22 protein-coding genes are annotated in these 24482 nt (G+C 70.0%); 9 read left to right on the forward strand and 13 right to left on the reverse strand.

The annotated features are described in order from the left end of the window. The first annotated feature begins 2 nt into the window (after positions 1–2). The 5 genes from OG241_RS42235 to OG241_RS42255 are packed head-to-tail and all read left to right on the forward strand — an operon-like array spanning position 3 to position 5464. Entirely contained in the window at positions 3–2270 is a 2268-nt protein-coding gene (locus OG241_RS42235) for an SDR family oxidoreductase (protein ID WP_405823297.1), read from the forward strand. A gap of 9 nt (positions 2271–2279) precedes the next feature. Next, positions 2280–3713 (forward strand): MFS transporter, encoded by a 1434-nt coding sequence (locus OG241_RS42240; RefSeq protein WP_405823299.1) that lies wholly within the window; start codon positions 2280–2282, stop codon positions 3711–3713. A 22-nt stretch (positions 3714–3735) separates the two neighbouring features. Then, positions 3736–4320 carry an NADPH-dependent FMN reductase gene (locus OG241_RS42245; protein WP_405823301.1) on the forward strand — a complete coding sequence of 195 codons (585 nt, stop codon included), beginning with the start codon at positions 3736–3738 and terminating at the stop codon, positions 4318–4320. Between the two features lie 35 nt (positions 4321–4355). Further along, positions 4356–4526 carry a hypothetical protein gene (locus OG241_RS42250; protein ID WP_405823303.1) on the forward strand — a complete coding sequence of 57 codons (171 nt, stop codon included), beginning with the start codon at positions 4356–4358 and terminating at the stop codon, positions 4524–4526. A gap of 23 nt (positions 4527–4549) precedes the next feature. Then, complete coding sequence (locus OG241_RS42255; protein WP_405823304.1) at positions 4550–5464, forward strand: alpha/beta hydrolase; 915 nt, start codon at positions 4550–4552, stop codon at positions 5462–5464. An 11-nt stretch (positions 5465–5475) separates the two neighbouring features. On the opposite strand, the gene OG241_RS42260 is transcribed toward OG241_RS42255, so the two are convergent. The 10 genes from OG241_RS42260 to OG241_RS42305 form a co-directional block, all read right to left on the reverse strand. Beyond that, a complete protein-coding gene (locus OG241_RS42260; protein ID WP_405823306.1) occupies positions 5476–6177 on the reverse strand; it encodes a response regulator transcription factor in 702 nt (233 codons plus the stop codon). Between the two features lie 99 nt (positions 6178–6276). Continuing rightward, positions 6277–6894 (reverse strand): response regulator transcription factor, encoded by a 618-nt coding sequence (locus OG241_RS42265; RefSeq protein ID WP_405823307.1) that lies wholly within the window; start codon positions 6892–6894, stop codon positions 6277–6279. Between the two features lie 370 nt (positions 6895–7264). Beyond that, positions 7265–8647, reverse strand: coding sequence for a 3-deoxy-7-phosphoheptulonate synthase class II (locus tag OG241_RS42270; RefSeq protein ID WP_405823309.1), 1383 nt, complete (start codon positions 8645–8647; stop codon positions 7265–7267). A 40-nt stretch (positions 8648–8687) separates the two neighbouring features. Then, complete coding sequence (locus OG241_RS42275; protein WP_405823311.1) at positions 8688–9617, reverse strand: diiron oxygenase; 930 nt, start codon at positions 9615–9617, stop codon at positions 8688–8690. 12 nt (positions 9618–9629) lie between these two features. Next, complete coding sequence (locus tag OG241_RS42280) at positions 9630–10469, reverse strand: aminotransferase class IV (protein WP_405823313.1); 840 nt, start codon at positions 10467–10469, stop codon at positions 9630–9632. An 8-nt stretch (positions 10470–10477) separates the two neighbouring features. Continuing rightward, the gene (pabB, locus tag OG241_RS42285) at positions 10478–12607 is read right to left on the reverse strand and encodes an aminodeoxychorismate synthase component I (RefSeq protein ID WP_405826732.1); all 2130 of its coding nucleotides are present in this window, start codon (positions 12605–12607) and stop codon (positions 10478–10480) included. Further along, on the reverse strand, positions 12607–13437 hold the full coding sequence (locus tag OG241_RS42290) for an arylamine N-acetyltransferase (RefSeq protein WP_405823315.1): 831 nt from the start codon (positions 13435–13437) through the stop codon (positions 12607–12609). Before OG241_RS42290 ends, pabB begins: the two co-directional genes overlap by 1 nt. A gap of 14 nt (positions 13438–13451) precedes the next feature. Then, entirely contained in the window at positions 13452–14348 is an 897-nt protein-coding gene (locus tag OG241_RS42295; RefSeq protein ID WP_405823317.1) for a UbiA family prenyltransferase, read from the reverse strand. A gap of 11 nt (positions 14349–14359) precedes the next feature. Next, the gene (locus OG241_RS42300) at positions 14360–15529 is read right to left on the reverse strand and encodes a cytochrome P450 (RefSeq protein WP_405823318.1); all 1170 of its coding nucleotides are present in this window, start codon (positions 15527–15529) and stop codon (positions 14360–14362) included. A 73-nt stretch (positions 15530–15602) separates the two neighbouring features. Beyond that, positions 15603–16637 carry a polyprenyl synthetase family protein gene (locus OG241_RS42305; RefSeq protein ID WP_405823320.1) on the reverse strand — a complete coding sequence of 345 codons (1035 nt, stop codon included), beginning with the start codon at positions 16635–16637 and terminating at the stop codon, positions 15603–15605. Positions 16638–16992: 355 nt separating this feature from the next. Here OG241_RS42305 and OG241_RS42310 point away from each other — a divergent pair, with 355 nt between their 5' ends. Next, positions 16993–18294: a cytochrome P450 gene (locus OG241_RS42310; RefSeq protein WP_405823321.1), complete on the forward strand. Its 1302-nt coding sequence runs from the start codon at positions 16993–16995 to the stop codon at positions 18292–18294. A 50-nt stretch (positions 18295–18344) separates the two neighbouring features. Here OG241_RS42310 and OG241_RS42315 read toward each other — a convergent pair whose 3' ends face one another. Beyond that, positions 18345–19163 carry a rhomboid family intramembrane serine protease gene (locus tag OG241_RS42315; RefSeq protein WP_405823323.1) on the reverse strand — a complete coding sequence of 273 codons (819 nt, stop codon included), beginning with the start codon at positions 19161–19163 and terminating at the stop codon, positions 18345–18347. Between the two features lie 123 nt (positions 19164–19286). On the opposite strand from OG241_RS42315, the gene OG241_RS42320 reads away from it, so the two are divergent. Further along, on the forward strand, positions 19287–19619 hold the full coding sequence (locus OG241_RS42320; RefSeq protein WP_405823324.1) for a hypothetical protein: 333 nt from the start codon (positions 19287–19289) through the stop codon (positions 19617–19619). Here the strand turns inward: OG241_RS42320 and OG241_RS42325 are convergent, their stop codons facing one another. Continuing rightward, complete coding sequence (locus OG241_RS42325; protein ID WP_405826734.1) at positions 19620–21038, reverse strand: FAD-dependent oxidoreductase; 1419 nt, start codon at positions 21036–21038, stop codon at positions 19620–19622. 68 nt (positions 21039–21106) lie between these two features. After that, positions 21107–22108 (reverse strand): DUF4349 domain-containing protein, encoded by a 1002-nt coding sequence (locus OG241_RS42330; protein ID WP_405823326.1) that lies wholly within the window; start codon positions 22106–22108, stop codon positions 21107–21109. 187 nt (positions 22109–22295) lie between these two features. Between OG241_RS42330 and hemG the strand changes: the two genes are divergently transcribed. Beyond that, entirely contained in the window at positions 22296–23735 is a 1440-nt protein-coding gene (gene hemG / locus OG241_RS42335) for a protoporphyrinogen oxidase (protein ID WP_405823327.1), read from the forward strand. A gap of 4 nt (positions 23736–23739) precedes the next feature. Further along, positions 23740–24471, forward strand: a complete 732-nt coding sequence (gene hemQ / locus OG241_RS42340; RefSeq protein WP_405823329.1) for a hydrogen peroxide-dependent heme synthase — start codon at positions 23740–23742, stop codon at positions 24469–24471. Positions 24472–24482: the final 11 nt, after the last annotated feature.

Genomic DNA, 24482 nt, shown 5'->3' on the forward strand with positions numbered 1-24482 from the left:
GCGTGGACGTCCTGGACAGTGACGTCGTCATCGTCGGGGCGGGCCCCGTCGGGCTGATGCTCGCCGGGGAACTGCGGCTCGGCGGCGCGGACGTCGTGGTGGTGGAGCGCAGGACCGAGCCGACCACCGAGTCGCGGGCGTCGACCCTGCACGCCCGCACCATGGAGATCCTCGCCGCCCGCGGACTGCTGGACCGCTTCGGGAGTCTGCCCCACCACACCATGGGCCACTTCGGCGGCATCCCCCTGGACCTGACCCTGCCCGGCCCCTACCCCGGTCAGTGGAAGGCCCCCCAGGTCCGCACCGAGGCCATCCTCCAGGACTGGGCCCTGTCCCTGGGCGCCCGCCTCAGGCGCGGACACGAACTGACCGCACTCACGCTCCACCCGGACGCGGTGGAGGCGCAGGTGTCGGGCCCGGCCGGGCCGCTGCGCATCAGCGCACGGTACGTCGTCGGCTGCGACGGCGAGCACAGCACCGTACGCCGCCTCCTCGGGGCCCAGTTCCCCGGACAGGACGCGGGCCGGGAACTGATCCGGGCGGACATCGACGGCATCGATATCCCCGCCCGGCACTTCCAGCGCCTGGAGCGGGGCCTGGCCATCGCCGCCCGCAACCCCCAGGGCGTCACCCGGGTCATGGTCCACGAGTTCGACGGCCCGGCCGGACACCGTACCGGCGACCCGGAGTTCGCCGACATCCGCGACGCCTGGCGGCGCGTCACCGGCGAAGACATCTCCCACGGCACCCCGATCTGGGTCAACGCCTTCGGCGACGCCTCCCGTCGACTCGCCGCCTACCGGCACGGCCGGGTCCTGTTCGCCGGCGACGCGGCCCACCAGCAGATGCCCATCGGCGGCCAGGCCCTCAACCTCGGCCTCCAGGACGCCGTCAACCTCGGCTGGAAACTGGCCCTCCACCTCACCGGCCGGGCACCCGACAACCTCCTCGACACCTACCACGCCGAACGCCACGCGGTCGGCCGACGGGTGCTGGGCAACATCAACGCCCAGGCGGCACTCCTGCTCGGCGGCCCCGAAGTGAACCCCCTGCGTGCCGTCCTGGCCGAACTCATCACCCACGAACCCGCCCGACGCCACCTGGCCGGGATGATCTCCGGCCTGGACATCCGCTACGACGTCGACGCGAGCGGGCATCCACTGCTGGGCGCCCGCCTGGCACACGACCACCCCATGCGCTCCGGGCGAGGCCTGCTCATCGACGCCTACGGCGACCCGGAGCACCACGCGCTCCTGCGCGCGACCGCCGCACCCTGGGCGGACCGCGTGGACACCGTGGCCGCAGAACCGGACTCCCTCGGCCCGCTCCCCGGCCCCGACGCCGTGCTCGTCCGCCCGGACGGTCATGTCGCCTGGATCGCCTCGGCCGGACCCCCTGGCCCACAGCCCCTGGTCGCCGCCCTGCACACCTGGTGCGGCGGGCCGGCCCACCCCGGTCACACACGTACAACTACCGGACACCACACCCCAGTTGAACGGAGACACGACATGAGCAGGCTCAACGGCAAGACGGCACTGGTCACGGGATCGAGCCGGGGCATAGGCCGCGGGATCGCCACACGGCTGGCCCGGGAAGGGGCACTCGTCGCGGTCCACTGCTCCACCGGTGTGCCGACCGCCGAGGAAGTCGTCGCGTCGATCGAGAAGGAGGGCGGCCGAGCCTTCGTCGTCCAGGCCGAACTCGGAGTTCCCGGTGATGTCCACGAGCTGTTCCTCGCCCTCGAACAGGGGCTGAAAGAACGTACGGGATCGGCCGATCTCGACATCGTCGTCAACAACGCCGGGGTCATGGGCGGGGTCTCCGTCGAGGACACCACCCCGGAGAAGTTCGACCGGCTGTTCGCGGTCAACGCCAGGGCACCGTTCTTCGTCATCCAGCGTGCACTGACCAACCTCACCGAAGGCGGCCGGATCATCAACATCTCCTCGGGCCTCACCCGTGTCGCCAACCCCGACGAGATCGCGTACGCGATGAGCAAGGGTGCGCTGGAACAAATCGCCCTGCACTTCGCCAGGTTCCTCGCCCCGCGCGGCATCACCGTCAACAGCGTCGCGCCGGGCATCACCCGCAACGGCAGCCCCGTCTTCGACATCCCCGAGGCCGTAGAGCAGATGGCACAGCTGTCGGCCTTCGGGCGGGTGGGGGAGCCGCAGGACGTCGCCGACGTCGTGGCCTTCCTAGCCTCCGACGATGCCCGGTGGGTGACTGGCGCCTTCATCGACGCCAGCGGCGGAACCCTGCTCGGCTGAGGCGGACCGATGACCAGAGGACCCTCCGGTCCCACGCCGGACGCCGGGTGGAGGACTCCGGAGCAGTGGTCTCCAGGGCGTTGGAGCCCAGGGCAATGGGGCCTGCTGATCGTGCTGGCGGGCAACATGCTCATCGACGCGCTCGAAGTGTCCGTGGTGATCGTGGCGCTGCCCTCGGTCGGCCAGGACCTCGGGTTGTCGCTGACCGGCCTGCAGTGGCTGGTCAGCGGGTTCGCCCTGGGGTTCGGCGGACTGCTGCTGTTCGGCGCCCGGGTGGTGGAGCTGCTGGGACGCCGCCGGATCTATCTGGCCGCGCTCGTCGCCTTCGCCGCCGCCTCCGTGGTGTCCGGGCTGACGAGCGAGCCGTGGCTCCTTGTCGCCATGCGGTTCGTCAAGGGCTTCTGCGCCGCGCTCACCGCCCCCACCGGGCTGGCCATCATCGCCGCCGCCTTCCGCGAGGGCCCGGACCGTCACCGGGCGGTCTCGGTCTACGCGTTCTTCGGCGCCGCCGGCTTCACCTCAGGCCTGCTGCTGTCCGGACTGCTCACCGGAGCGGGCTGGCGGTGGGCCTTCCTCTTCCCCGCCCCCGTCGTACTCGTCCTCTTCGCCTTCGCGGTGCGGCTCGTCCCCGCCGACGAACCCCGCCCGTCGGCACCGCGCTCCTTCGACGTGGCGGGCGCCGCGTCCTTCGCCGGACTGCTGCTGACGCTCGTATATGGAACAGTGACGGCGGCTCAGGTCGGCTGGTCCGCCCCGCGGACGATCGTTCTGATCGCGCTCGCGGCCCTGCTCGCCGTCGCGTTCGTCGCCGCCGAGCGGTGCGCCCTGCGGCCCCTGGTCCGCCTCGACGTGCTGCGGAACGCCACGCTGGTCCGCTCGATGGTGGGCGCCGCCGCCCTCAACGGCTCCTATCTGGGCCTGCTGCTGCTCGCCACGGTGCGCCTCCAGACGTACCACGGCTGGTCGCCTTGGCAGACGGCGCTGGCCTTTCTGCCGGCGAGCGCTCCGGTGGCGGTGACCGCGCTGGTGACGGGGCGGCTGGTGAGCCGCTTCGGCACGGCCCGGCTGATCGCCCTGGGAGCGCTCTGCCCACCCGTGGCCTGTCTGCTGTACCTGCTGCGTGCGTCCGGTCCCACCGTCCGCTACACCACCGACGTACTGCCGTCGATGCTGCTGATGGGCGCCGGGTTCGTGCTGGCCTTCGCGGCGCTGAACATGCAGGCCACCTCGCGGGTCGCGGCACCCGACCGGCAGGCCGCCATCGGCCTGTACCAGACCGCCGTCCAGGTCGCGGCGGCCCTGGTGCCGGCCATGGTCGCCGCGGTCGCCGTGTCGGGCGCCGGAGACCGGGCGGCCGTCGTGGTCGTCCTCGCCGTCGCGCTGCTGGGCCTCGTGCCGTCCGCGGCCAAGGGAGAAACCAATAAAGAACAACAAAAGCAATAAGAGAAATAAAGGAGAGATATCCATGTCTGGCACCCCCCTGCGCCTCACAGTGATCAACAGCAGTGTCCGGGAAGGCCGGTTCGGTCCGACCGTCGCCAACTGGATCACCTCGATCGCCAAGGAGCGCGAGGAGCTGCACGTCCACCTGCTCGACCTCGCCGAGCACGAGCTGCCGCACTCGCTGTCCCAGAGCCCCGGCGCCGAGGTGGCCGCCGAACTGGCGAAGGTGTCACCGGGACTGGCGGAGGCGGACGCCTTCGTCGTGGTGACACCCGAGTACAACCACAGCTTCCCGTCCTCGCTCAAGAGCCTGATCGACTGGCACAACACGCAGTGGCAGGCCAAGCCCGTCGGCTTCGTCTCCTACGGCGGACTGGCCGGCGGCCTGCGCGCGGTGGAACAGCTGCGCCCGGTCTTCGCCGAGCTGCACGCGGTGACCGTCCGTGACGTGGTGAGCTTCCACAACTGCTGGGAGCAGTTCGACGAGACCGGCGCCCTGAAGGAGCCGCAGGCGGCGACGGCCGCCGCGGAGACCCTGCTGGACCAGCTCGTCTGGTGGGGCAACGCGCTGTCCGAGGCCCGGACGAGGACTCCGTACGGAACCTGACCGGGCCGTCGTAAATCCCACCGAGGGGATCTGTCATGACCACCGATCAGCCGCATCAGCACGCGCCCCGCCCCGGCACCCGTACGGCTACGGTCACGGCCGTGTCCGAGCCGCTCCCGGTCCCTTTCCCCGTACCGGGGGTCCTCCTGGCGGGTGAGGACGAGACCGACTCGGCGGAACCGCACATCGTTCGGGGCATCGACTGATGCCGCCATCCCCTGGAGCTCCGATGCCCGTCGTACCCGCGGTCTCCCCGCTGAACTCCGCCGACTGCGACGTGCGGGAGATCGTCCTCGACGCGGGCCGCACCCGGCTGTCGGCCCTGTTGGCGCAGCCGCGCGACACACCGCCCAGGGCCGTTGTCGTCGCCCTCCACGGTGGCGGCATGCGCGCCGGGTACTTCCACGGCCAGGCCCACCCGAGCCTGTCCCTGCTCACGCTCGGGGCGCGACTGGGGTTCACGGTGCTGGCTGTCGACCGGCCCGGGTACGGGCTCTCCGCAGCCGCGCTCCCACAGGGCGCGGACCTCGGCGAACAGGCCGACATGCTGCACGCCGCCCTCGGTGACTTCACCGCCGCTCACGCCACCGGGGCAGGGATGTTCCTGATCGCACACTCCTACGGCGGCACGGTCGCCCTCGCCCTCGCGGATGCGGCCCGGGACGCCGAGGCCGGCGGCCGGCTCCTCGGTCTCGACCTGTCCGGGATCAGCCACCGCCGTGCCATCGACGTCCACGCTCTCGGCGGCTTCCACGGCCGCCGTACGACACGGCTGCACTGGGGACCGCTCCAGTTGTACCCACCCGGCACGTTCCGCCTGGCCGAACGGCTGGTCACCGCCATGCCGGTGCGGGAGGAGGCGGAGGCCGTGCGGTGGCCCGGTTCCTTCGCCGCCATCGCGGCCGGGGTACGGGTCCCGGTCCGTTTCACCTTTGCCGAGTTCGAGCGGTGGTGGCTCCACGACGAGGCCACCCTCAAGGAGATGACGGGTCTGCTCACCGCGTCCCGGGTGGTCGTCGACCGCCTTCCCCGAGCCGGCCACAACATCAGCCTCGGGTGGGCAGCCAGGGCCTATCACCTGCGGGCTCTCGCGTTCCTGGAGGAGTGCCTGACGGACCGGGACCACGTCCGGCGCGGGGCTTAGCGGCGCACCGGTCAGCTGCTGCTGCCGCCGGCGGCAGCTTCGGCCATGACGGTCGGTTCGGCGACGAAGCGGAAGCCGACGCCGCGCACCGTGACAATCCAACAGCCGTCACCGAGCTTTCCGCGCAGACTGCTGACATGGGTGTCGATGGTGCGTCCGGTGCTGTTCCAGGTGTCGCCCCAGACCTTCGTCATGAGCTCCTGGCGGGACACCACCACGCCGGGGCGGGACGCGAGCAGTTGAAGGAGGCCGAACTCCTTCTTGGTCAGTTCGACGACCCGATCGTCGAGCGTGACCCTGTGCATGTCCGGATCGATCCGCAGCGGACCGAACGACAGATTCCCTTCCTCGTGGGGCTGCAGGCGGAAACGCCGCATCACCGCGGCCATCCTGACCAGCAACTCCCGGAAGCCGTACGGCTTGTCCAGGCAGTCGTCGGCGCCCTGCCGTAACGCGAGGGCTCTGATGAGTTCGGAGCGGTGGTCGGTGGTGGTGATGAGGGGGATGTCGGAGACGGCCCTGATGCGTCGGCAGGCTTCCAGGCCGTCCACGTCGGGAGTGTCGAGATCGAGTATGACGAGATCGAACCCAGGTAAACGGCGCAGGGCGTCCTCTACGGAAGTGACGTTGTGCACATCATGACCGGATCGGCGGATCTGCTTCGCAAGGCAGACGGCCAGGACCTCATCGTTTTCCAGCAGAAGGACTCGCAAGGCAAACCTCCGGGTTGATCAGTTTCACTGACGGGTTTCTTTCCCAGGGTCTCTGCCTTCAAGTGAGATGTCATGTAAACAGTGCGAGACAGGCCGATGTCACGGACGGCTTTCCCGACCGAACATGAATCCCGCGCCGCGGACTGCCATGATCCAGTCAGGTGAACCCAGCTTTCGGCGAATACTGCTCACATGACTGTCGAGAGTCCTCCCAGGACCGGACCAGTTGTCACGCCACACCGCGTCGAGGAGCTGTCGGCGTGACATCACACCCTTGGGCCGGGAGGCGAGAAGGAATAGCAGGTCGAATTCCTTGCGGGTGAGAGGCACGAGACGGTCGCGCATCCACACCTCGCGTGACTCGGCGACGATCCGCAGGGGGCCGTGCTCCATCACCCTCGACGGTTGTGCGGTCGACACGCCCCGAAGCCGACGGGTGATGGCTTCGATGCGCGCCCTGAGTTCATGCAGTCCGAAGGGCCTGACCAGGCAGTCGTCCGTGCCGGCGTGGAAAGCCAGGACCCGGTCGAGTTCCTGGGTCCGGGAGGTGAAGCAGAGGATGGGCAGGTCGCTCAGCTCCCTGATCTCACGGCAGACGTCCAGGCCGTCGCGATCCGCGATGTCCAGATCGAGCAGCAGCAGGTCGGCCCGGGCCAGGTCGCGAAGGGCGTCCTCACCGGAAGGGGCGATCTCGACGGTGAACCCGCATTCGGTCAAATGAGCTTTGAGTGGTGTCAGTCGTGTGTCGGCTGTCACAAGACGTATAAGCAAAGGAAACACTCTTTCGGGGGCAGGTGGCGGTTTCGTCCGGCTAAGACGCTGTCCCCGTTCGAGTTGCCGACGGCATATCCCTGCTGTCGGTCGGTAATGCGCCGAAAACTCGGCGAGCGCGCACAGATAGTCGATCGCTGTACTACATTTTGCTTATGTCTCAATCAATTCGTCAAGGTCGAAAGGGTGTGACGTGCAACGGAATCACGAAAATGGCTGACCTTTGCACTGCGACAGTGGCTGGAACGCGCCCGACGCCGCGGGCCCTGCGGCATATTCCTGAAGCGTGTGCGCACCCTCGAAAGGGGTGCTGGTTTCACGCGCCGAACGAGGCGGGAGAATTGCCGTGACTCGCGCCCCGGGTCGCTCCCGGGTTGAACATCTCGGCGACCAGGAAGGCCAGATCGAGCGCCTGGCCTCCGTTGAGGCGCGGGTCGCACGCCGACTCGTAGCCGCGGTGCAGGTCGTCGAAACCCACTTCGGCGCCGCCGCCGACGCACTCGGTCACGTCTTCGCCGGTCAGCTCCACATGCAGCCCGCCGGCGTGGGTGCCGAGCGCCTGGTGCACCTCGAAGAAGCCGGCGACCTCGGCGAGGATGTCGTCGAACCGCCTGGTCTTGTGCCCGCTGGGCGCCTCGAAGGTGTTGCCGTGCATCGGATCGCACACCCACACCACCGGCGCTCCGGAAGCCGTGACCTCCTCCACGAGCTTCGGCAGCAGGTACCGCACACGGTGCGCCCCCATCCGCACGATGAACGTCAGCCGGCCCGGCCGCCGTTCGGGGTCGAGGCGGTCGATCAGGGCCAGTGCCTGATCGGGCGTGGTGGCAGGGCCCAGCTTCACCGCGATCGGGTTGTCGATGGTCGCGAAGTAGGCGACGTGGGCGCTGTCGAGCTGTCTGGTGCGGTCACCGATCCACAGCATGTGGCCGCTGCCCGCGTACCGCCGGCCGGACCGCGGGTCGCGGCGGGTCAGCGCGGCCTCGTAGTCGAGCAGCAGTCCCTCGTGGCTGGCGAACAACTCCGTGGTGCGCGACGGATCCTCGCCGCACGCCTCGCCGGAGGACAGTGCCCGGCCGATTCGACCGGCGAGCTCGGCGTAGCGTTCACCGGCAGGCGAGCGTGAGACGAAGTCCTGGTTCTCCTGGTGCAGTTCGCGCGGGTCGGTGCCGTCACGGGCGAACGCGCGCATGACGTCCAGGGTGTAGCGCGAGGCGTCGTACATCCGAAGCAGCCGAGCCGGGTCCGGCAGTCGTTCGGCCCGGCTGAAGCCCACGCCGTTCACCGCGTCGCCCCGGTAGACCGGCAGCGTGCGTCCGTCGACGGTCTCGGTCGGCCGGGATCGGGGCTTCGCGTACTGTCCGGCCATCCGGCCCACCTTGACCACCGGTACCGCCGACGCGTACGTAAGGATCAGGGCCATCCGCTCCAGGAGGCGCAGTTTGCCGTGGATCGTCCGCGTCGAGAGACCGTCGAAGCGCTCGGCGCAGTCGCCGCCCTGCAGCAGGAACGCCTTGCCCTCCGCCGCCTGAGCGAGTCGGGCGGTGAGCACGTCGGATTCCTGAGGCTGGACCAACGGGAGCAGGGCTGACAGGTGGTCCACCACATCGCCGAGCTCGGCGAGGCTGGACCACTCGGGCCGCTGATGGGCGACGAGTGTCCGCCAGTGCGCGGCGGCTTCGCCGGTGAGGGACAACATGATCTCCGTCCGCTTCTCATGGCTGGGCGGTGCGGGGCGGTCAGCGCTGGAGCATCCCGACGAGGTCGTCGCCGATGCCCAGGTCGTCGAGCAGCAACTGCAACGGTCCGGTGTCCCGCGCGGGCACCGGGCGGGACGCGGCCCACTCGCTCAGCAGACCGGTGTCGATCTCGAAGCCGCCCTGGGCCGCCACGGTCACCCAGGGCTCCAGGTCCGCCGAGCGGAACGCGGTCAGCCCGGTGACGAGCGCCTCGCGAAACGCCCGCTGCTGTGCGCCGTCCAGGTTCTGGTAGAGCGAGCCGCACAACTCGCGGAACACCACCGCGTGTCCGCTCTCGTCCCGCCGGTGCAGATCGGTGGTGATCCGGTTCATCGGCTGGATCTCCTGGGCGGTGGCGAGCGCGGAGAGGAACCCGCTGATCGTTGTCTCGGCGGCGAGGGAGAACGCGATGTCGACGATGTCGCGGTCGAACCCGGACAACCCGGCGCGGACCGACTCCCGTCCCTGGACGACCGACCAGACACCCGGCGCGAACCGTACGTCCGCCATGTCGCGCCGCCTGCGGGTGACGCCGACGGCGTTGTGGCACATCAGGATGTGGTAGTGCTCATCGATGATCGTCTGGTGCAGCGCGTCGACGGCGACGTCGTCGCGGCGGACGGGGATCCGTTCCTGGAGCATCAGTCGGCAGGCCGGCAGGATGATCTCGTCCTCGATGGCCGCGGTCTTGGCGTTGTACGAGATCCACGCCGCGGACAGGATGCGCTCGCGAGCGTCCCGGTCGAGCCGGTCGGCACCCGGCAGGCTCAGCACCGGCACGAGTTGTTCGGGGAAGTCCGGCAGTGCCGCGTCGAAGTGACCGTCGAGGTCGAGCTCGTCCTTCTTGACGGCGACCCGCTTCCCCCAGCGGCGCGTCAGCTGCACCAACAGGTCGCGCTCGTACTCGCGCTCTTCACGGGCCGCGGTCATCGGGAAACCTCCTCATGGGTTCACCACAGGAATCAGGGAGGCGCCGACCGGAACCGCGAGCGCGGTCAGGCGTGACTGCCAGCGCTCGGCCGCTTCGGCGTCCGTGTCCCGGAACCGGCCCAGCCCCTCGGTGACCGGCCGGATGCCGTGCAGGGCGTTCAGCGTCCAGACGGGTACGTCGGCGAGATCAGCCGCGGTGGCCTGCTCGGTGACGACCCGGTGCCCCGCCGCACCGGCAAGCTCGCCGAGCAGGGCGCGGGTGATCCCGGGGAGCAGGCCGGGGCCGGGCGGCGGCCCGCACAGCGTGTCGCCCCGCCACCAGACGACGCTCGTGGACGCCCCTTCGCGTACCTGCCCCGCCGGCGAGACCAGCAGTGCCTCGTCGGCTCCCGCAGCGGCCGCGGCGGCGCGCAGGGCGGCCAGATGGTCCAGGTCGGCGCCCTTGACGGCCGGCAGCCGTCGGCGGTCGGGTCCCGGCGCGGTCCACAACCGGACGGTCGCGGTACGCGGTGGCGCGGGGCGCAGCCACATCCGCAGCCGGGTTCCCGACCCGGTCTCCACGAGTTCGACGCGGGGAAACCAGCGCCCCCGCGCGGGCAACGACTCGGCGACCGCCTGCAGGAACCGGTTCGTCCGTTCGGCCGCCGGTTCGGAGAACCGGGCGCAGGCCTGACCGAAGCGTTCGGCGTGCCGGTCGAGTCCCCGTACCCGCCCCTCGTCCACGAGCCAGGAGTCGATGACCAGCACCGTCCCGGACGCGTCGGCCGCCGACCATCCGCCGTCGGCGTCCCACCACCGGCGGACGCCCTGGTCGGTCGCTGTGCTCGTCACCGAGTTCGTCGCTGTGCCCATCGGTGTGTTCATCGGAGGGAGCCGCTCACGTCCGACACCGCCGGCGCCCGCCAGGCACGGAGCGACGCCGCCGCCTTGAGCAGCATCTCCTCGTACTCCTCAGCCGAGTCGGAGTCCAGCACGATCGCCCCGCCGGCCCCGATGGTCAACCGGTCACCGACGCGGACCGCGGTGCGGATCACGATGTTCAGATCCGTACCTCCGGAGAGGCCGAAGTAGCCGAGGGCGCCGGAGTAGACACCCCGCGCCTCCGTCTCCAGACGGTCGATGATCTCCATGGTGCGCAGTTTCGGCGCCCCGGTCATCGACCCGCCCGGGAAGCACTGCCGGGCGCAGTCCATCGCGCTGACCCCGTCACTGAGCCGTCCATGAACAGTGGAGACCAGTTGGTGCACGGTCTCGTAGCTCTCGACGGCCAGGTACGGGTCGACCTCGATGCTGCCCACCTCGCACACCCGGCCGAGGTCGTTGCGCAACAGGTCGACGATCATCAGGTTCTCGGCCTGCGTCTTGGCGCTCGATGCGAGGGTGGCTGCCAGTTCGGCGTCGCGCACGGGGTCGGTGTCGCGAGGGGCCGTGCCCTTGATCGGCTTGCTGGTGACCGTGCGGTCTCTCTCGATGCGCAGGAACCGCTCCGGCGAGGAGCTGAAGACCGTGACGTCGCCGAGACGCAGGAGCGCGGCGTACGGTGCCGGGTTCGCCCGGCGCAGCCTCAGGTAGAAGGACGTGTCGTCGTCGTGGAACGGCATGTGCAGCTTGTTCGTCAGGCAGATCTCGTAGCTCTCGCCCTGGGCCAGCTGCCGCCCGCACTCCGTGATGTCCGCCAGGTACTGGTTCCGGCCGCGGCTGAGGTATTCCTCGGCATTGGGCGGCGGGCCGGCGGCGGGTTCGCCCGGCGGCTCGGCGTCGGCCGGGTCCAGGCCCCTCAGGAGCGCGGACGTCCGTTCCACCCACTCCTGCGCGTCGCGCCGGGTCTCCTCGTTGTGGACGGCCACCAGATAGGTCAGGCCCTCCTGGTGGTCGACCGCGATGACGCGATCGGCGAACATCCAGACGGCGTCCGGCGTTTCGGCGGTGTGGCGGGCCGGGGCCCCGCACTCGGCCTTGAGTTCGTAGCCGAAGTAGCCCACATATCCGCCGGTCAGGTCGAACGGCAGGTCGGAGTCGGGGATGCGCCGTTCACGCAGCCGCTGCTCGAGGACGTCGAACACGCTGCCGGTGGCCCTGTGGACGCCGTTCGCGTCGGTTACCTCCACCGCCCCGCTGCCGGTCCGGTAGGTCAGGACCTCGCTGAGTGGACCCGAGGTGTCGCCGAGGAACGAGAACCGGGACAGGCCTTCCTCCACCCGGCTGCTGTCCAGCCAGAAGCAGTACGGGGTGTTGTCGAAGAGGTTGAGGAAGATGGCCTCGGAATCGGCGGCGGTCGGCACGACCGTGCTGATGATCCTCAGTTCCTCGACCGCACCGGACGGCGGGTCGTCGGACAGCGCGGAGTGGGTGTGAACGGTGGTGCGGGCGCCGGTGTCGATGACGGTGGTGGACGGACGTTGCCCGTTCTGCGTCCGGCGGGTCAGTTCGGCGAAGTTCTGCAGGATCTCGCGCCCGTACTGGGAAGCGATCGACTCGGGGTGGAACTGCACGCCCCACTGCGGCAGATCGCGGTGACGCAGCGCCATGAGCACACCGTCGTCCGCCCACGCGGTGGCTATCAGCTCCTCGGGCAGGGGCTCCCGCACGCACAGCGAGTGGTAGCGAACAGCGACGAACTCACGCGGAATTCCGGCGAACAACGGATCTCCCTCGTGGGAGATCTTGGCGAGGTGCCCGTGTCTCGGTTCGGGCGCGGCGGTCACCGACGCTCCGGCCAGGTGCCCGATCATCTGATGGCCGAAGCAGACGCCCAGCACGGGCAGCGTGGTGCGGCGCAGCAGGTCGCCGAGAAGGCCGACGTCGCGGGCGTGCTGCGGCCGTCCCGGGCCGGGCGAGACGACGATGTTGTCGAAGTCCTCCAGCCGCAGGCCGGCCAACGCCGGATCGTCGTTGACCATGACGACCGGTTCCCGGCCGTTGATGTCGGCGATCAACTGGTAGAGGTTGAAGGTGTACGAGTCGTAGTTGTCCAGCAGCAAGGTACGCATCACGGACCGTCCAGGGTTTTCCAGAGCGCCTGGAAGTCACCCGGTTCCAAGGTGATCCCGAAGATCTCCTCGGGCGCGGAAAGCGCCTCGTCCTTGTCGAGTTCCCGGGAGGTCGCCGGCTCCCCGGGACGTATTTCCGTGAGAGTGGTGCCGACGAGGAGGTGCCTCACCTCGGCCTGAGTTCGCTGCAGGACCATCTGGCGGTTGAACGGTGAGCGAGGGTGGGTCAGGCAGAAATGGTTGAGGATCTCGAAGTCCGACGGATAGCGCACGTCGGTGGTGAAACCGTAGAGCTCCGCCGGACCCTCGGGCCGCAGGAACCGCAGCACCTGTTCACCATTCGGTTCCGTCACCAGGTCGAAGGGCCAGTCGCCCTCCAGCCGCGCGTTCTCGGCGAGCCGGATCGGTGCGTGCGGTCCGTACGCGCCGAAACTCACGTCGAAGAGCCAGCGTTCGCCGTCGAGTTCCACGCACAGGGCCACATGCAGGGCCGGCCCGAACTTGTTCCCGGTGCGGATCCGCGTCCGGCCGGCGAACGCCGTGAACGTGAATCCGATACGGTCCAGTACGGCCGCCACCAGCACGACCTGCTCCAGGCACCAGCCGCCGCGGCCGTGCCGCACGATCTTCTCCTGGACGTCGGCCAGGTCCAACGACACCGTCGGCCGCCCGAGCACCGCGTCGAGGTTCTCGAAGGCGATCGCGTCGACGTGGGCGGCGTGCAGCCCCCGTAGCGTGGCGAGATCCGGGGCCACTTCGGGCCGGTGTCCCACGCGGGACAGGTAGGCGTCCAGATCGACGTCGGTTCCTTGCCACATCGACTCTGTCACACGCGCTCCTCCTCTCATGTGAACTGCCCGGCGATCACTGCCGCGAGAATGATCCAGCCGTAGAAACTGTTCGCGACAAAGGTGTCCCAGCACGATTTCGGATCATCAAGGTCGACCCGTACGACCAGATAGGAAAGAAAAACTCCCGCGAACACGACGATCGGATAGAACGCCGGCCCCATTGCCGTCCGGGAACCGGCCCACAGGGCGCCACTGACACTGATGACGACGAAAACCGCCAGCCATGCCTTGGTGGCCCTGCCGAACAGCAGGGCGGAAGACCTGACACCGATTTTCCGGTCGTATTCCTTGTCCTGATGGGAGTAGATCGCGTCGTGAATCAGCGTCCAGAAGGCCCCGCAGGCGTACAGGCCGTACACCGCGAGCGGATAGTCGGCGCTCCCGGTCACCGACGTCCAGCCGATCAGCACATAGACGCTCATCACCAACGCGAGGAACGCCGACGGCCAGAAGAAGACGCGCTTCATATAGGGGTACGCGACGATCAACGGGTACGAGGCCCCGACGACCATGGCCGTCTCCACGTTCGCCACCGCCAGGACCAGCAGGGCGACCACGGCCTGCGCGGCGGCGAACAGGAGCGCGTTGCCGATGCTGATCGTCCCCGACGCGACAGGACGCGACACTGTGCGGGCCACTCGGGCGTCGACGTCCTTGTCGACCACGTCGTTGACCGCGCACGCCGCGCCGCGCACCAGCACCGCGGCGACAGCGACCACCACCACCGTCAGCAGGTCCGGTCGTCGCCCGGAGGCGAGGAAGACGGCCCACAGACCTGGAAGCAGGTAGAGCACGTACCCCGTGGGCCTGTCCAGCCGCATCAGAAGGAGATACGCCCGGACCGAGTCCGGGCTCTTCGTCACCGCGCCCACGGATATCTTGTGCAGCACCGGGATCCCCCTCACCATGTCACCGGAAGTTGGACCAGTCCGCCGATCAGCGTGTCGTGGCGCAGCCTCAGCTCCTCCACACCGACGGCCGGACGCATGGTCGGAAATCGTGCGAGGAGCTGGGTGAGCACCACCTGCAGCTGCATCCGCGCCAGCGCCGCCCCCACGCAGTAGTGGGCGCCGTACCCGAACGCGAGGCTGCCCGAGGTGTCGCGCGAGACATCGACCCGGCCCGGGTGGGCGAAGACCGCCTCGTCGTGGTTGGCCGCGATGATGTTCAGCAGCACGAAGTCGCCGGCCCGGATGGTGACCCCGTCGATCTCGAAGTCCGTCACCGCGTAACGGGGCATGCCGCCGTTGTGCGGGTTCGGCATCGACCTGCGCAGGGTTTCCTCGACCGCGCCGGGGACGAGGCCCGGGTCGTCCAGCAACGCCTGCCACTGCTCGGGGTCGGACAACAGCAGCAGCACACAGGTGCCGATCCGGGCCACCGTGGTCTCGTAACCGCCGAACAGCAGCAACGCCGTCAGCCCGAGGACCTCGTCGTCGCTGACCCCCTCGGTCGCGCAGATCCTGGAGATCGCGTCATCGCCCGGACTGCGCCGCTTGTCGGCGACGAGTTGCCGGCAGTAGCCGAACAACCCGCCCAGTCCCTGCTTGGACCTGACCGGGTCACCGACATTGGCGGCGTCCTGGGTCCAGCTGCCGAACCGGTCCTTGTCCTCCTGGGGCACGCCCAGCCACTCGCACATCACCTGGATCGGCAGCGACAGCGCCAACGCCTCGCGCAGGTCCACCGGCGGCTTCCGCTCGGCCAGTCCGTCCAGGAGCCGCCCGGTCAGTTTCTCGACGTAGGGCCGCAGCGCCAGCATCCGCTCGGCTGAGAAGTGCGGTTCCAGCAGCGCGCGCAACCGAGCGTGGTCGGTGGCGAAGTCGCCGAGGAGGCCGGCGAGAAGCGCCGCCCCGCCGTCCTTCGACGCCTCCGGATCGGGATGGGAGCGGCTGAGCCGGTCGTCGTCGAGCAACCGCGCCACCTGGCTGTGACCGGTGACCAACCACGCCTCGTGGCCCTCGGCGGTACGCACCCGATGGACCGTGCCCCGGGCCTGGAGCGCGCGCAGTCCTGGCGCGAGTTGCAGCACATTCGTCTGTTCGAAAGGCAGTTGAGCTGGGGTACTCACTGACGGCCTCCGCCGGAATCGAGGTTGCGCTCGCGCTCGCCGCGGACGACGGGCGCGGCCGGGTTGCCGCGGGTCATGCCGTGCGATGGACGATGCGGTCGAATTGGACGGTCAGTTCGGTGGCCGCGGCCGGGGACAGCTCGGCTCGTCCGAGGTGCTCCAGGGCCGAGTCCAGATGGCTGCGGGACAGCTGCTCGGCCGTGTGCCGGCCGCCGGTCTCCTCGGTGAGGCCGGCCATCTCCTCCAGGTGCGCCAGCGTGGTGCTGTCGGAGTGCCACAGCCGGCGCAGGCGCTCGCCGGCCGGGCTGTCGGCGGACAGGGCCACCAGCACCGGAAGGGACGGGTTGCGCCGCAGGATGTCGCTCCGGACGGGCTTGCCGGTCACCTTGGGGTCGCCCCAGACGTCCTCGACGTCGTTGAGGATCTGAAAGGCCAGGCCCAGATGCCTGCCCGCGCCGCGCAGAGCGGTCAGGACGTGCCTCGGGCTGCCCGCCCGCAGGGCGGGCGTCACCAGTGCGCACTCCAGCAGCGCGGACGTCTTCTCCTCCACGATTCGCTCGTACTCCGCGACGCCGGTGCCCGAATCCAGCCGGGCGGTCAGTTCGCGAGCCTGGCCGGCGAGCACCAGACCGAAGGCTTCGGTGAACACGCTGGAGATCTCCGCACGGCCGGGACCGGGGTCGTCGACGACCATCCGCAGCCCGAGGGTCTGCATCGCGTCGCCGGCCAGGATGGCCGCACTGGTGCCGAACAGCTTCCACCCGGCCGGGCGTCCGCGGCGCAGCTCGTCCCCGTCGATGATGTCGTCGTGGATCAGGGTCGCGTTGTGCAGCAATTCCAGTGCCGCCGCCTGGGACCGCACATCCTCCGGCCGCAGGCCGACTCCGTCGGCCGCCGTCGTCATGAGGGCGGCGCGGGTCATCTTGCCCCCCGCACCGCTGGGGTCACCGTGTTCGTCGACGAAACCGAGGTGATAGGAGCAGATCCGGGCCAGGGTCGGTTCCAGCGCGGAAACCTGCTGCCGCATGACGGGCAATACCGTGGACCGCACCGTCCCCGGTGAGAGAAGGGCTCGGAGCCCGGGCGACGAGGTGTCGAGTGTGCTCATCGGGATTCCCCTCCGGTCGCAGGTCTTCCCGATTCCTGCTCGGACCTGCGCACATGGCGTTTCGCGAATTGAACCACCGGAAAATCGGCATCGCATTGGGTGTTTTCTGCAATTGTCTGCACAGCCCCGGAACGGCACCGGAACAGCCCCGGAATATGCGTGATCGTTCCGACCGCCATCCTGAACGACCGTCTTCGGCCGTGTCAACGGCGTGGCGTGATCGTTCTCGACTTTGGGAAAAACCCCAAAGAAAACGGCGCGAGTCCGGGACTGGACTATCCTGTGGAATGGCAGTGGCTGCTGGTCCGGCTATTGAGCCGGTATTCAATGGCAGATAAATACCTGGCGAGGTGAAATGGCTATATCGGCCGATTCTGAGCAGCTCCGTGAGGGCAGGCCGTTCGACCCGTATGGCGCACATCGCGACGACCCGTACTCGTTCCTGGCCGACATCGGCGACGCGGAGCCCGTGTTCTACGCCCCGCTGCTCGACGCGTGGTGCGTCACCCGGCGCGAGGACATGGTCGCCGTGCTGCGGGACGACCGGAGCTTCTCGGCGCGCGACCACAACCCACGCCCCGCGGTCGAGCTGCCCGAGGACGTGAGCCGGATGTTCCGCACCTGGCGAGGCGCCGGCGCGGTGGCCGTCGGCTCACTCGACCCTCCCGAGCACGCCAGGATCAGGGAAGTGCTCAACGCCGGGTTCACACCGGCCAGGGTCAGAGCGTTCGAACCCACGATCCGTGAGATCGCCGCCGACCTGGTCGAGCGTGCTGCGGTCGCGCCGGAGTTCGACTTCATCTCGGCGTTCGCCGTTCCGTACGCTCTCGAGGTGATCTGCCGGCGGCTCGGGATCCCGGACGAGTACCTCGCCCGCTGCCGCACCTGGTCCGAGCAGCGCATCGAACTCATGATGCTGCGGGGCGACACCGATCCCGACCTCCTGCGTGAACACGCCCGTGGGCTGATGGAGTTCGGAGAGTTCGCCCGTTCGCTCGTGCGGGAGCGACTGGCCTCCCCGCAGGACGACCTGATCAGCGAGTTGCTCCACGAGGGCAAGGCGGGCAACACGCTCACCGCCGACGAGGTCTCCGTCCAGGTCCCCACCCTGATCTTCGCGGGTCACATGACCTGTGCCGAGGCGCTCGGCACGATCCTCTTCCAGCAGCTCCGGTCACCCGGCGGCTGGGCCGAGGTCGTCGACGGGACGATCGCCACCCGGGACCTCGTCGAGGAGGGGCTGCGGTTCGACAGCCCGCTGGCCGGCATGTACCGGACCGCGGTCCGTGACGTGTCGGTCGGCGGCGTCCACCTGGCCCCCGGGAGCCGGCTGCTTCTGCTGTACGGAGCGGCCGGCCGGGACAGTCGCGCTCACGCGTGCCCGGCCGCGTTCAGTCCGGGCAGCCGGTCCGCCACGCATCTCGCGTTCGGGCACGGCATCCACTTCTGCCTCGGAGCCGGATTCGCCCGCGCGGAACTGGAGATCGCGATCCAGGCCGTCGCCGCCAGGATGCCCGAGCTGACTCTGGCACCGGGGCTCCCGCCACGGCACCGGCCGGTGTTTCCGCTGCGGGCGCTGAGCGAATTGCGGGTGCGGCAGGGGCAGGGGGGACGGGAATCCGGCAGTCCTGGCGACCCGTTGACCCTGCGGAACTGACCGGCTCCCGCGAGGGATCCCGTCCGGGAGGGCCCGCGGCCGGGCCGTGCCTACAGGCCCGGCCGTGCCCGCCTGCCGAACAGCAGGCCGCGCGGTTCCGGCGGCGGCGGGGTGCCCGCCCTGAGCGGCCAGGCGAGCAGCATGCCCGCGAGGAAGCCGACGACATGGGCGGCGTACGCCACGGTGCCGGCCTCGGTGACGCCCTCACCGGAGGAGTACACCGCCTGCAGCGCGAACCAGAAGCCCAGCACCAGCCAGGCCGGCAGCCGCAGCGGCAGGAAGACCAGGAACGGTACGAGGACCCACACCCGGGCCTTCGGATACAGCACCAGATAGGCGCCCAGAACACCGGCGATGGCCCCGGAGGCGCCGATCAGGGGGTCGCTCGAATCGGAGTTGGCAAGGGCGAACCCGTAGGACGCCGCGTACCCGCAGGCGACGTAGAAGAGCGCGAAGCGGATGTGCCCCATGCGGTCCTCGATGTTGTTCCCGAAGATCAGCAGGAACAGCATGTTGCCCAGCAGATGCAGCCAGCCGCCGTGCAGGAACATCGCCGTGAACACGGAGAGCGCGGGGGACTTGTGGTAGCCCGGCGGGCCGACCACACAGCCCGGCCCGCCGCTGCCGATCCCGGCCTCGCCCGTCGGGACGAGACGCGGCAGCCGGTGGTGGATCAGCTCCTGGGGGACGGCCGCGTAGTGGTCCAGGAAGGCCTGGAGATGGCACAGCTGTGCCAGGCCGCTCTCGCCCGTCACCGAGCCCGCCGTACCGGGCATGGAGAGGAACACGAGGACGTTGGCGGCGATCAGCGCGTAGGTGACCCAAGGAGTGCGACTCACGGGGTTCACGTCATGGACGGGGATGACCACAAGGAAGTACTGCCCGCGATGCGTCTCGTGAATCGGTGAACGCGGCTGTCCGTGTGTCCGTATCTGTCCTCAACGTCCGCGGCACGGCGAAGGCGGTCGCGGGGACGACGTGAGGAACAGGCGATGAACGACCGAGTTACTGCTCCGCTGCAGTCGGTACAGGCTCTGCCGAACGGAGAGGCCGAACTCGCACTGGTGGTCCACCTGCCCTGGGAGGACGTGGCCCGTCTCGGCCAGGAGGCGGGGCGGCTGGCCACGCAGATGCAGCGGCCGGTGTCGCTCGACGAGGCGGTGAGCCATCGGCTGCGGTCCAGTGGGCTGGGTGCCCACGCCAAGCCGGCCCAGGCCCAGCAGACGCCGTCGGTTTCGGCGTCGGCGTCCGTGTCGGCGCTGCCGTCCCGCCCGCCGGGCGAGCAGGCCCGCCAGGCGATCGACCGGATCAACGGGACGGCGTAGTCAGGAAGTGCCCTCGCGTACCGCCGTGCTCGCCTTCCTCGCAGCCACCAGGACGGGGTCCCAGACCGGGGAGAACGGTGGGGCGTAGCCCAGGTCCAGGGCTGTCATCTGCTCCACCGTCATGCCCGCTGTGAGGGCCACCGCGGCGATGTCGACCCGCTTCGCCGCGCCCTCACGGCCGACGATCTGGACACCGAGGAGGCGGCCCGTGCGGTGTTCGGCGAGCATCTTCACCGTCATCAGGGCCGCGCCCGGGTAGTAGCCCGCCCGGCTCGTCGACTCGATGGTGACCGACGTGAACCGGAACCCGGCCTCGTGCGCGTCCTTCTCGCGCAGGCCGGTGCGGGCGATCTCCAGGTCGCACACCTTGCTCACGGCCGTGCCGACGACACCGGGGAACGTGGCATAGCCGCCACCGGCGTTCGCGCCGATGACCTGCCCGTGCTTGTTGGCGTGCGTGCCGAGGGGGATGTGCCGGTGCCGGCCGGAGACGAGGTCCAGGACCTCGGCACAGTCGCCGCCCGCCCAGATGTTCTCGTGGCCGCGCACCCGCATCGCCAGGTCGGTGAGGAGCCCGCCGTGGTCGCCCACGGGGAGCCCCGCCGCCCGTGCGAGCGTCGTCTCGGGGCGGACGCCGATGCCCAGCACGACCACGTCCGCCGGGTACTCGGCGTCCTCGGTGGCGACCGCGCGGACCCGGCCGTCGTCGCCGGTGAGCAGCTTGGTGACCTCGGCGTCGTTCACCATGGTGATGCCCAGGCCCTCCATCGCCTCGTGCACCAGGCGGCCCATGTCCGGGTCGAGCGTCGACATCGGCTCCTTGCTCCGGTTGACGACCGTCACCTCGTAGCCGCGCTTGATGAGCGCCTCGGCCATCTCCACACCGATGTAGCCCGCGCCGACCACGACCGCGCGGCGGCCCTCGGTGGTGGTCAGGGTGTCCAGGAGCGCTTGGCCGTCGTCCAGGGTCTGTACGCCGTGCACCCCGGGGGCGTCGACACCCGGCAGTGAGGGCCGGATCGGACGGGCGCCGGTGGCGATCACCAGTTTGTCGTACGACGTCCACGACTCGGCGCCCGTTTCCAGGTCACGCGCGCGTACCCGGCCGCCCGGGACGTCGATCTCCATGACCTCCGTACGCATGCGCAGGTCGATGTCGCGGGCCCGGTGCTCCTCGGCCGAGCGGGCGATCAGCTGGTCCCGCTCCGGGACGTCGCCGCTCACCCAGTAGGGGATGCCGCACGCCGAGTAGGAGGTGAAGTTGCCGCGCTCGAACGCCACGATCTCCAGTTCCCCGGGCGTCTTCAGCCGACGCGCCTGCGACGCGGCGGACATGCCCGCCGCGTCGCCGCCGATCACCACCAGACGCTCGGTCCCACGCTTCGTGTCGTTCGTTTCGTCCGTGCGGCCATCGCTCATGCTCATACGAACACGCTACGGGGACCCCGCATTTCACTGCTGTCACTCCTGAAAGGAGTGACCAACGGTCAGTGCCGGTCCGGTCCGTCGGGCTGCGCCGGGGGAGCCGTCGGCAGGGTTGTCGTCGGGGCCGGGCCCGCGGCTGTCACCGGGGCGCGGTGCTGCTCCCGGCGGGGCCGGGCCAGTCGCAGCCAGGCGAACACCAGCAGGGCCGCCACCGCGGCGAACGGCAGCACCGCGGCGAGGGCCACCACGATCCAGCGCAGCATCGACACGAACGCGCTCCAGCCGCCCGTGAGGGCGTCCAGGACGCCCGGGTCGTCGTCCTTGCCGGACGCCTCGGCCGGGTTCTCCGACAGGGAGAGGTTGATCGTGGCCAGGGAGGTGCGGTCCTTCAGGGAGGCCTGGCGGGCGAGCAGCGACTCCAGATCGGCCTGACGGTTGCTCAACTCGCCTTCCAGGGTGACCACATCGGCGAGTTTGGTGGCCCTGTCCATCAGCTCCCGGATGCGGTTCACGCTGGCACGCTGGGTGGTGATGCGGCTCTCCACGTCGACGACCTGGTCGGTGACGTCCGTCGCCTCCGCCTCCCGGTGCAGCAGCTTGCCGGTGCCCTCCAGGGCGTCGAGCACCCGCTCGTACTCGCCGACGGGCACCCGCAGGACGACGTCGGTGCTCTCGCCGCCCTCCTCCTCGTCCAGAGTCGTCATCTCGCTGCCGACGAAACCGCCGGCGTTCTCCGCGGTGGCACGAACCTTGGCCAAGGCCTTCGGTACGTTCTTGACCTGCACGGAGACGGACACGGTACGGATGATGTGCGGGCCGGTAGCCGCCTGGGGTGCCGTACTGGCCTGGGTGCCGGCGCCCTTGCCGCCACCGGGCTTGCTGTCGGACCCGGCCTGGTCCTCCAGGGCGCCGGGGGCCGCCCCCTTCGCGGCGGCGCCCGAGTCGCTGGTCGTGCCGGCGTCGTTGGCGCCGCTGCTGCAACCGGTGAGCGCGAGGGACGCGGCGAGCAGGACGCCCGCCAGGGCCTGGACGGGACGTGTACGGCTTGTGCGCAGGGTGTTCATCTTGCGGATTCCCCCCGAGGGCTGTCGTTGGGCCGTCGTGGTGCACGACTGACGCTCCTTCGACGCCCGAAGGGGCCCGGACGTTGGCCGGTCAGGGTCCCGATGAGGTCACGGTCGGGACTCGCGCAGGTCACCGGGGCCGCCGTGCGCCGACGGGAGTGTCAGTGGCGTCTGAGAAGGTGGTCGCATGAGCGCAGTGGAGGCCCGTGCGGGTGCCGGGCATGTCGTCGTCATCGGGGGCGGGATCGCGGGCCTGGCCGCGGCCCACCGGCTGCTGGACCGGGGCGCGAGAGTCACCGTCCTGGAGGCGTCCGACCGCGTCGGCGGCAAGCTGCTGCCCGGCGAGATCGCGGGCGCGCGGGTCGATCTCGGCGCCGAGTCGATGCTCGCGCGCAGACCCGAAGCCATCGTGCTGGCCCGAGAGGTGGGCCTCGACGACCGCCTCCGGACGCCCGCCACCTCGAGCGCCTCGATCTGGACCCGGGGCGCCCTGCGGCCCATGCCCAAGGGACACGTCATGGGCGTCCCCGGCAGCGCCTCCGCCCTGGCCGGCGTCCTCTCGGACGAGGGGCTGGCCCGCATCGAACGCGACGCCGACCTGCCGCGCACGGAGGTCGGCGACGACGTGGCGGTGGGCGAGTTCGTCGCCGCGCGCCTGGGCCGCGAGGTCGTCGACCGGCTGGTCGAACCACTGCTGGGCGGGGTCTACGCGGGCGACGCGTACCGCATCTCGATGCGCTCGGCCGTGCCCCAGCTCTTCGAGGTGGCCCGGAAGCACGCGTCCCTGACCGAGGGCGTGCGCGGTATCCAGGCCCGGATGGCCGCCGCCCCCCAGCAGGGCGGGCCGGTCTTCATGGGCATCCAGGGAGGCGTGGGCCAACTGCCGCTCGCCGTCGCGGAGTCGGTCCGCGCGCGCGGCGGCGAGATCGTCACCGGAGCACCCGTGACCGAGCTGCGCCGGACGGCCGGGACAGCGACGGCCTGGCGGGTCGTCGCCGGTGAGCGGGTCATCGACGCCGACGGGGTGGTCGTCGCCGTACCCACCCCCGTGGCCGCCGGGCTGCTGCGCGCCGAGGCACCGGCCGCCGCGGCCGAACTCGCGGGCGTGGAGTACGCCTCGATGGCACTGATCACCCTGGCCTACCGCCGCGCCGACATCACCCTCCCCGAGGGCAGCGGCTTCCTGGTGCCGCCCGTCGACGGACGCACCATCAAGGCGTCGACGTTCGCCTCCCAGAAGTGGGGCTGGATCGCCGAGGAGAACCCGGACCTGCTGGTCCTGCGGACCTCCGTGGGGCGGTACGCCGAGACGGCGATCCTGCAGCGCCCCGACGCCGACCTGGTGGACGTCTCCCGCCACGACCTCAGGGAGGCGACCGGACTGACGGCGGCCCCCGTCGAGACCCGAGTCACCCGCTGGGACGACGGCCTGCCCCAGTACCCCGTCGGCCACCACGCGCGCGTGGACCGTGTCCGCGAGCACATCGCCAAGCTCCCCGGCCTCGCCGTGTGCGGCGCGGCGTACGACGGGGTCGGCATCCCCGCCTGCATCGCAAGCGCGTACGCGGCGGTCGACGCCCTGGAGGCGGGCCCGGTGCGAAGCGCGGCCGACGGAGCGGGAGAATAGGCACATGAGTGACGACGCCCCCACCACCGACGCGGCCCGCATCCCGAACAAGGGCAAGCTGGCCAAGGACCTCAACGAGGTCATCCGCTACACCCTGTGGTCCGTCTTCAAGCTGAAGGACGTCCTGCCCGAGGACCGCACGGGCTTCGCCGACGAGGTCCAGGAGCTCTTCGACCAGCTCGCCGCGAAGGACGTGACCGTCCGTGGCACCTACGACGTGTCCGGGCTGCGCGCCGACGCCGACCTGATGATCTGGTGGCACGCCGAGACCGCGGACCAGCTCCAGGAGGCGTACAACCTCTTCCGCCGCACCAGGCTTGGCCGCGCCCTTGAGCCGGTCTGGTCGAACATGGCGCTGCACCGCCCCGCCGAGTTCAACCGCTCGCACATCCCCGCGTTCCTGGCCGACGAGACGCCCCGGAACTACATCAGCGTCTATCCGTTCGTGCGCTCCTACGACTGGTACCTGCTGCCCGACGAGGACCGCCGCCGGATGCTCGCCGACCACGGCAAGATGGCCCGCGGCTTCCCGGACGTGCGCGCCAACACGGTCGCCTCGTTCTCCCTCGGCGACTACGAGTGGCTGCTGGCCTTCGAGGCCGACGAGCTGTACCGCATCGTCGACCTCATGCGCCATCTACGCGCCTCCGAGGCCCGTATGCACGTCCGCGAGGAGGTCCCGTTCTACACGGGCCGTCGAAAGGACATCGGCGAGCTGGTCGCCTCTCTCGCCTGACGAAGCGCCCG

Source organism: Streptomyces sp. NBC_01390, assembly GCF_045040105.1.
In the GTDB taxonomy this organism is placed as follows: Bacteria; Actinomycetota; Actinomycetes; order Streptomycetales; family Streptomycetaceae; genus Streptomyces.

Excerpts from the sequence above, each read along its gene's own strand:
- OG241_RS42240 (WP_405823299.1), top strand. The coding sequence starts at position 2,280 with ATGACCAGAGGACCCTCCGGTCCCACGCCGGACGCCGGGTGGAGGACT.
- OG241_RS42245 (WP_405823301.1), top strand. The coding sequence starts at position 3,736 with ATGTCTGGCACCCCCCTGCGCCTCACAGTGATCAACAGCAGTGTCCGG.
- OG241_RS42250 (WP_405823303.1), top strand. The coding sequence starts at position 4,356 with ATGACCACCGATCAGCCGCATCAGCACGCGCCCCGCCCCGGCACCCGT.
- OG241_RS42255 (WP_405823304.1), top strand. The coding sequence starts at position 4,550 with ATGCCCGTCGTACCCGCGGTCTCCCCGCTGAACTCCGCCGACTGCGAC.
- OG241_RS42270 (WP_405823309.1), bottom strand. The coding sequence starts at position 8,647 with ATGTTGTCCCTCACCGGCGAAGCCGCCGCGCACTGGCGGACACTCGTC.
- OG241_RS42275 (WP_405823311.1), bottom strand. The coding sequence starts at position 9,617 with ATGACCGCGGCCCGTGAAGAGCGCGAGTACGAGCGCGACCTGTTGGTG.
- OG241_RS42280 (WP_405823313.1), bottom strand. The coding sequence starts at position 10,469 with ATGGGCACAGCGACGAACTCGGTGACGAGCACAGCGACCGACCAGGGC.
- pabB (WP_405826732.1), bottom strand. The coding sequence starts at position 12,607 with ATGCGTACCTTGCTGCTGGACAACTACGACTCGTACACCTTCAACCTC.
- OG241_RS42305 (WP_405823320.1), bottom strand. The coding sequence starts at position 16,637 with ATGAGCACACTCGACACCTCGTCGCCCGGGCTCCGAGCCCTTCTCTCA.
- OG241_RS42310 (WP_405823321.1), top strand. The coding sequence starts at position 16,993 with ATGGCTATATCGGCCGATTCTGAGCAGCTCCGTGAGGGCAGGCCGTTC.
- OG241_RS42320 (WP_405823324.1), top strand. The coding sequence starts at position 19,287 with ATGAACGACCGAGTTACTGCTCCGCTGCAGTCGGTACAGGCTCTGCCG.
- OG241_RS42325 (WP_405826734.1), bottom strand. The coding sequence starts at position 21,038 with ATGAGCGATGGCCGCACGGACGAAACGAACGACACGAAGCGTGGGACC.
- OG241_RS42330 (WP_405823326.1), bottom strand. The coding sequence starts at position 22,108 with ATGAACACCCTGCGCACAAGCCGTACACGTCCCGTCCAGGCCCTGGCG.
- hemG (WP_405823327.1), top strand. The coding sequence starts at position 22,296 with ATGAGCGCAGTGGAGGCCCGTGCGGGTGCCGGGCATGTCGTCGTCATC.
- hemQ (WP_405823329.1), top strand. The coding sequence starts at position 23,740 with ATGAGTGACGACGCCCCCACCACCGACGCGGCCCGCATCCCGAACAAG.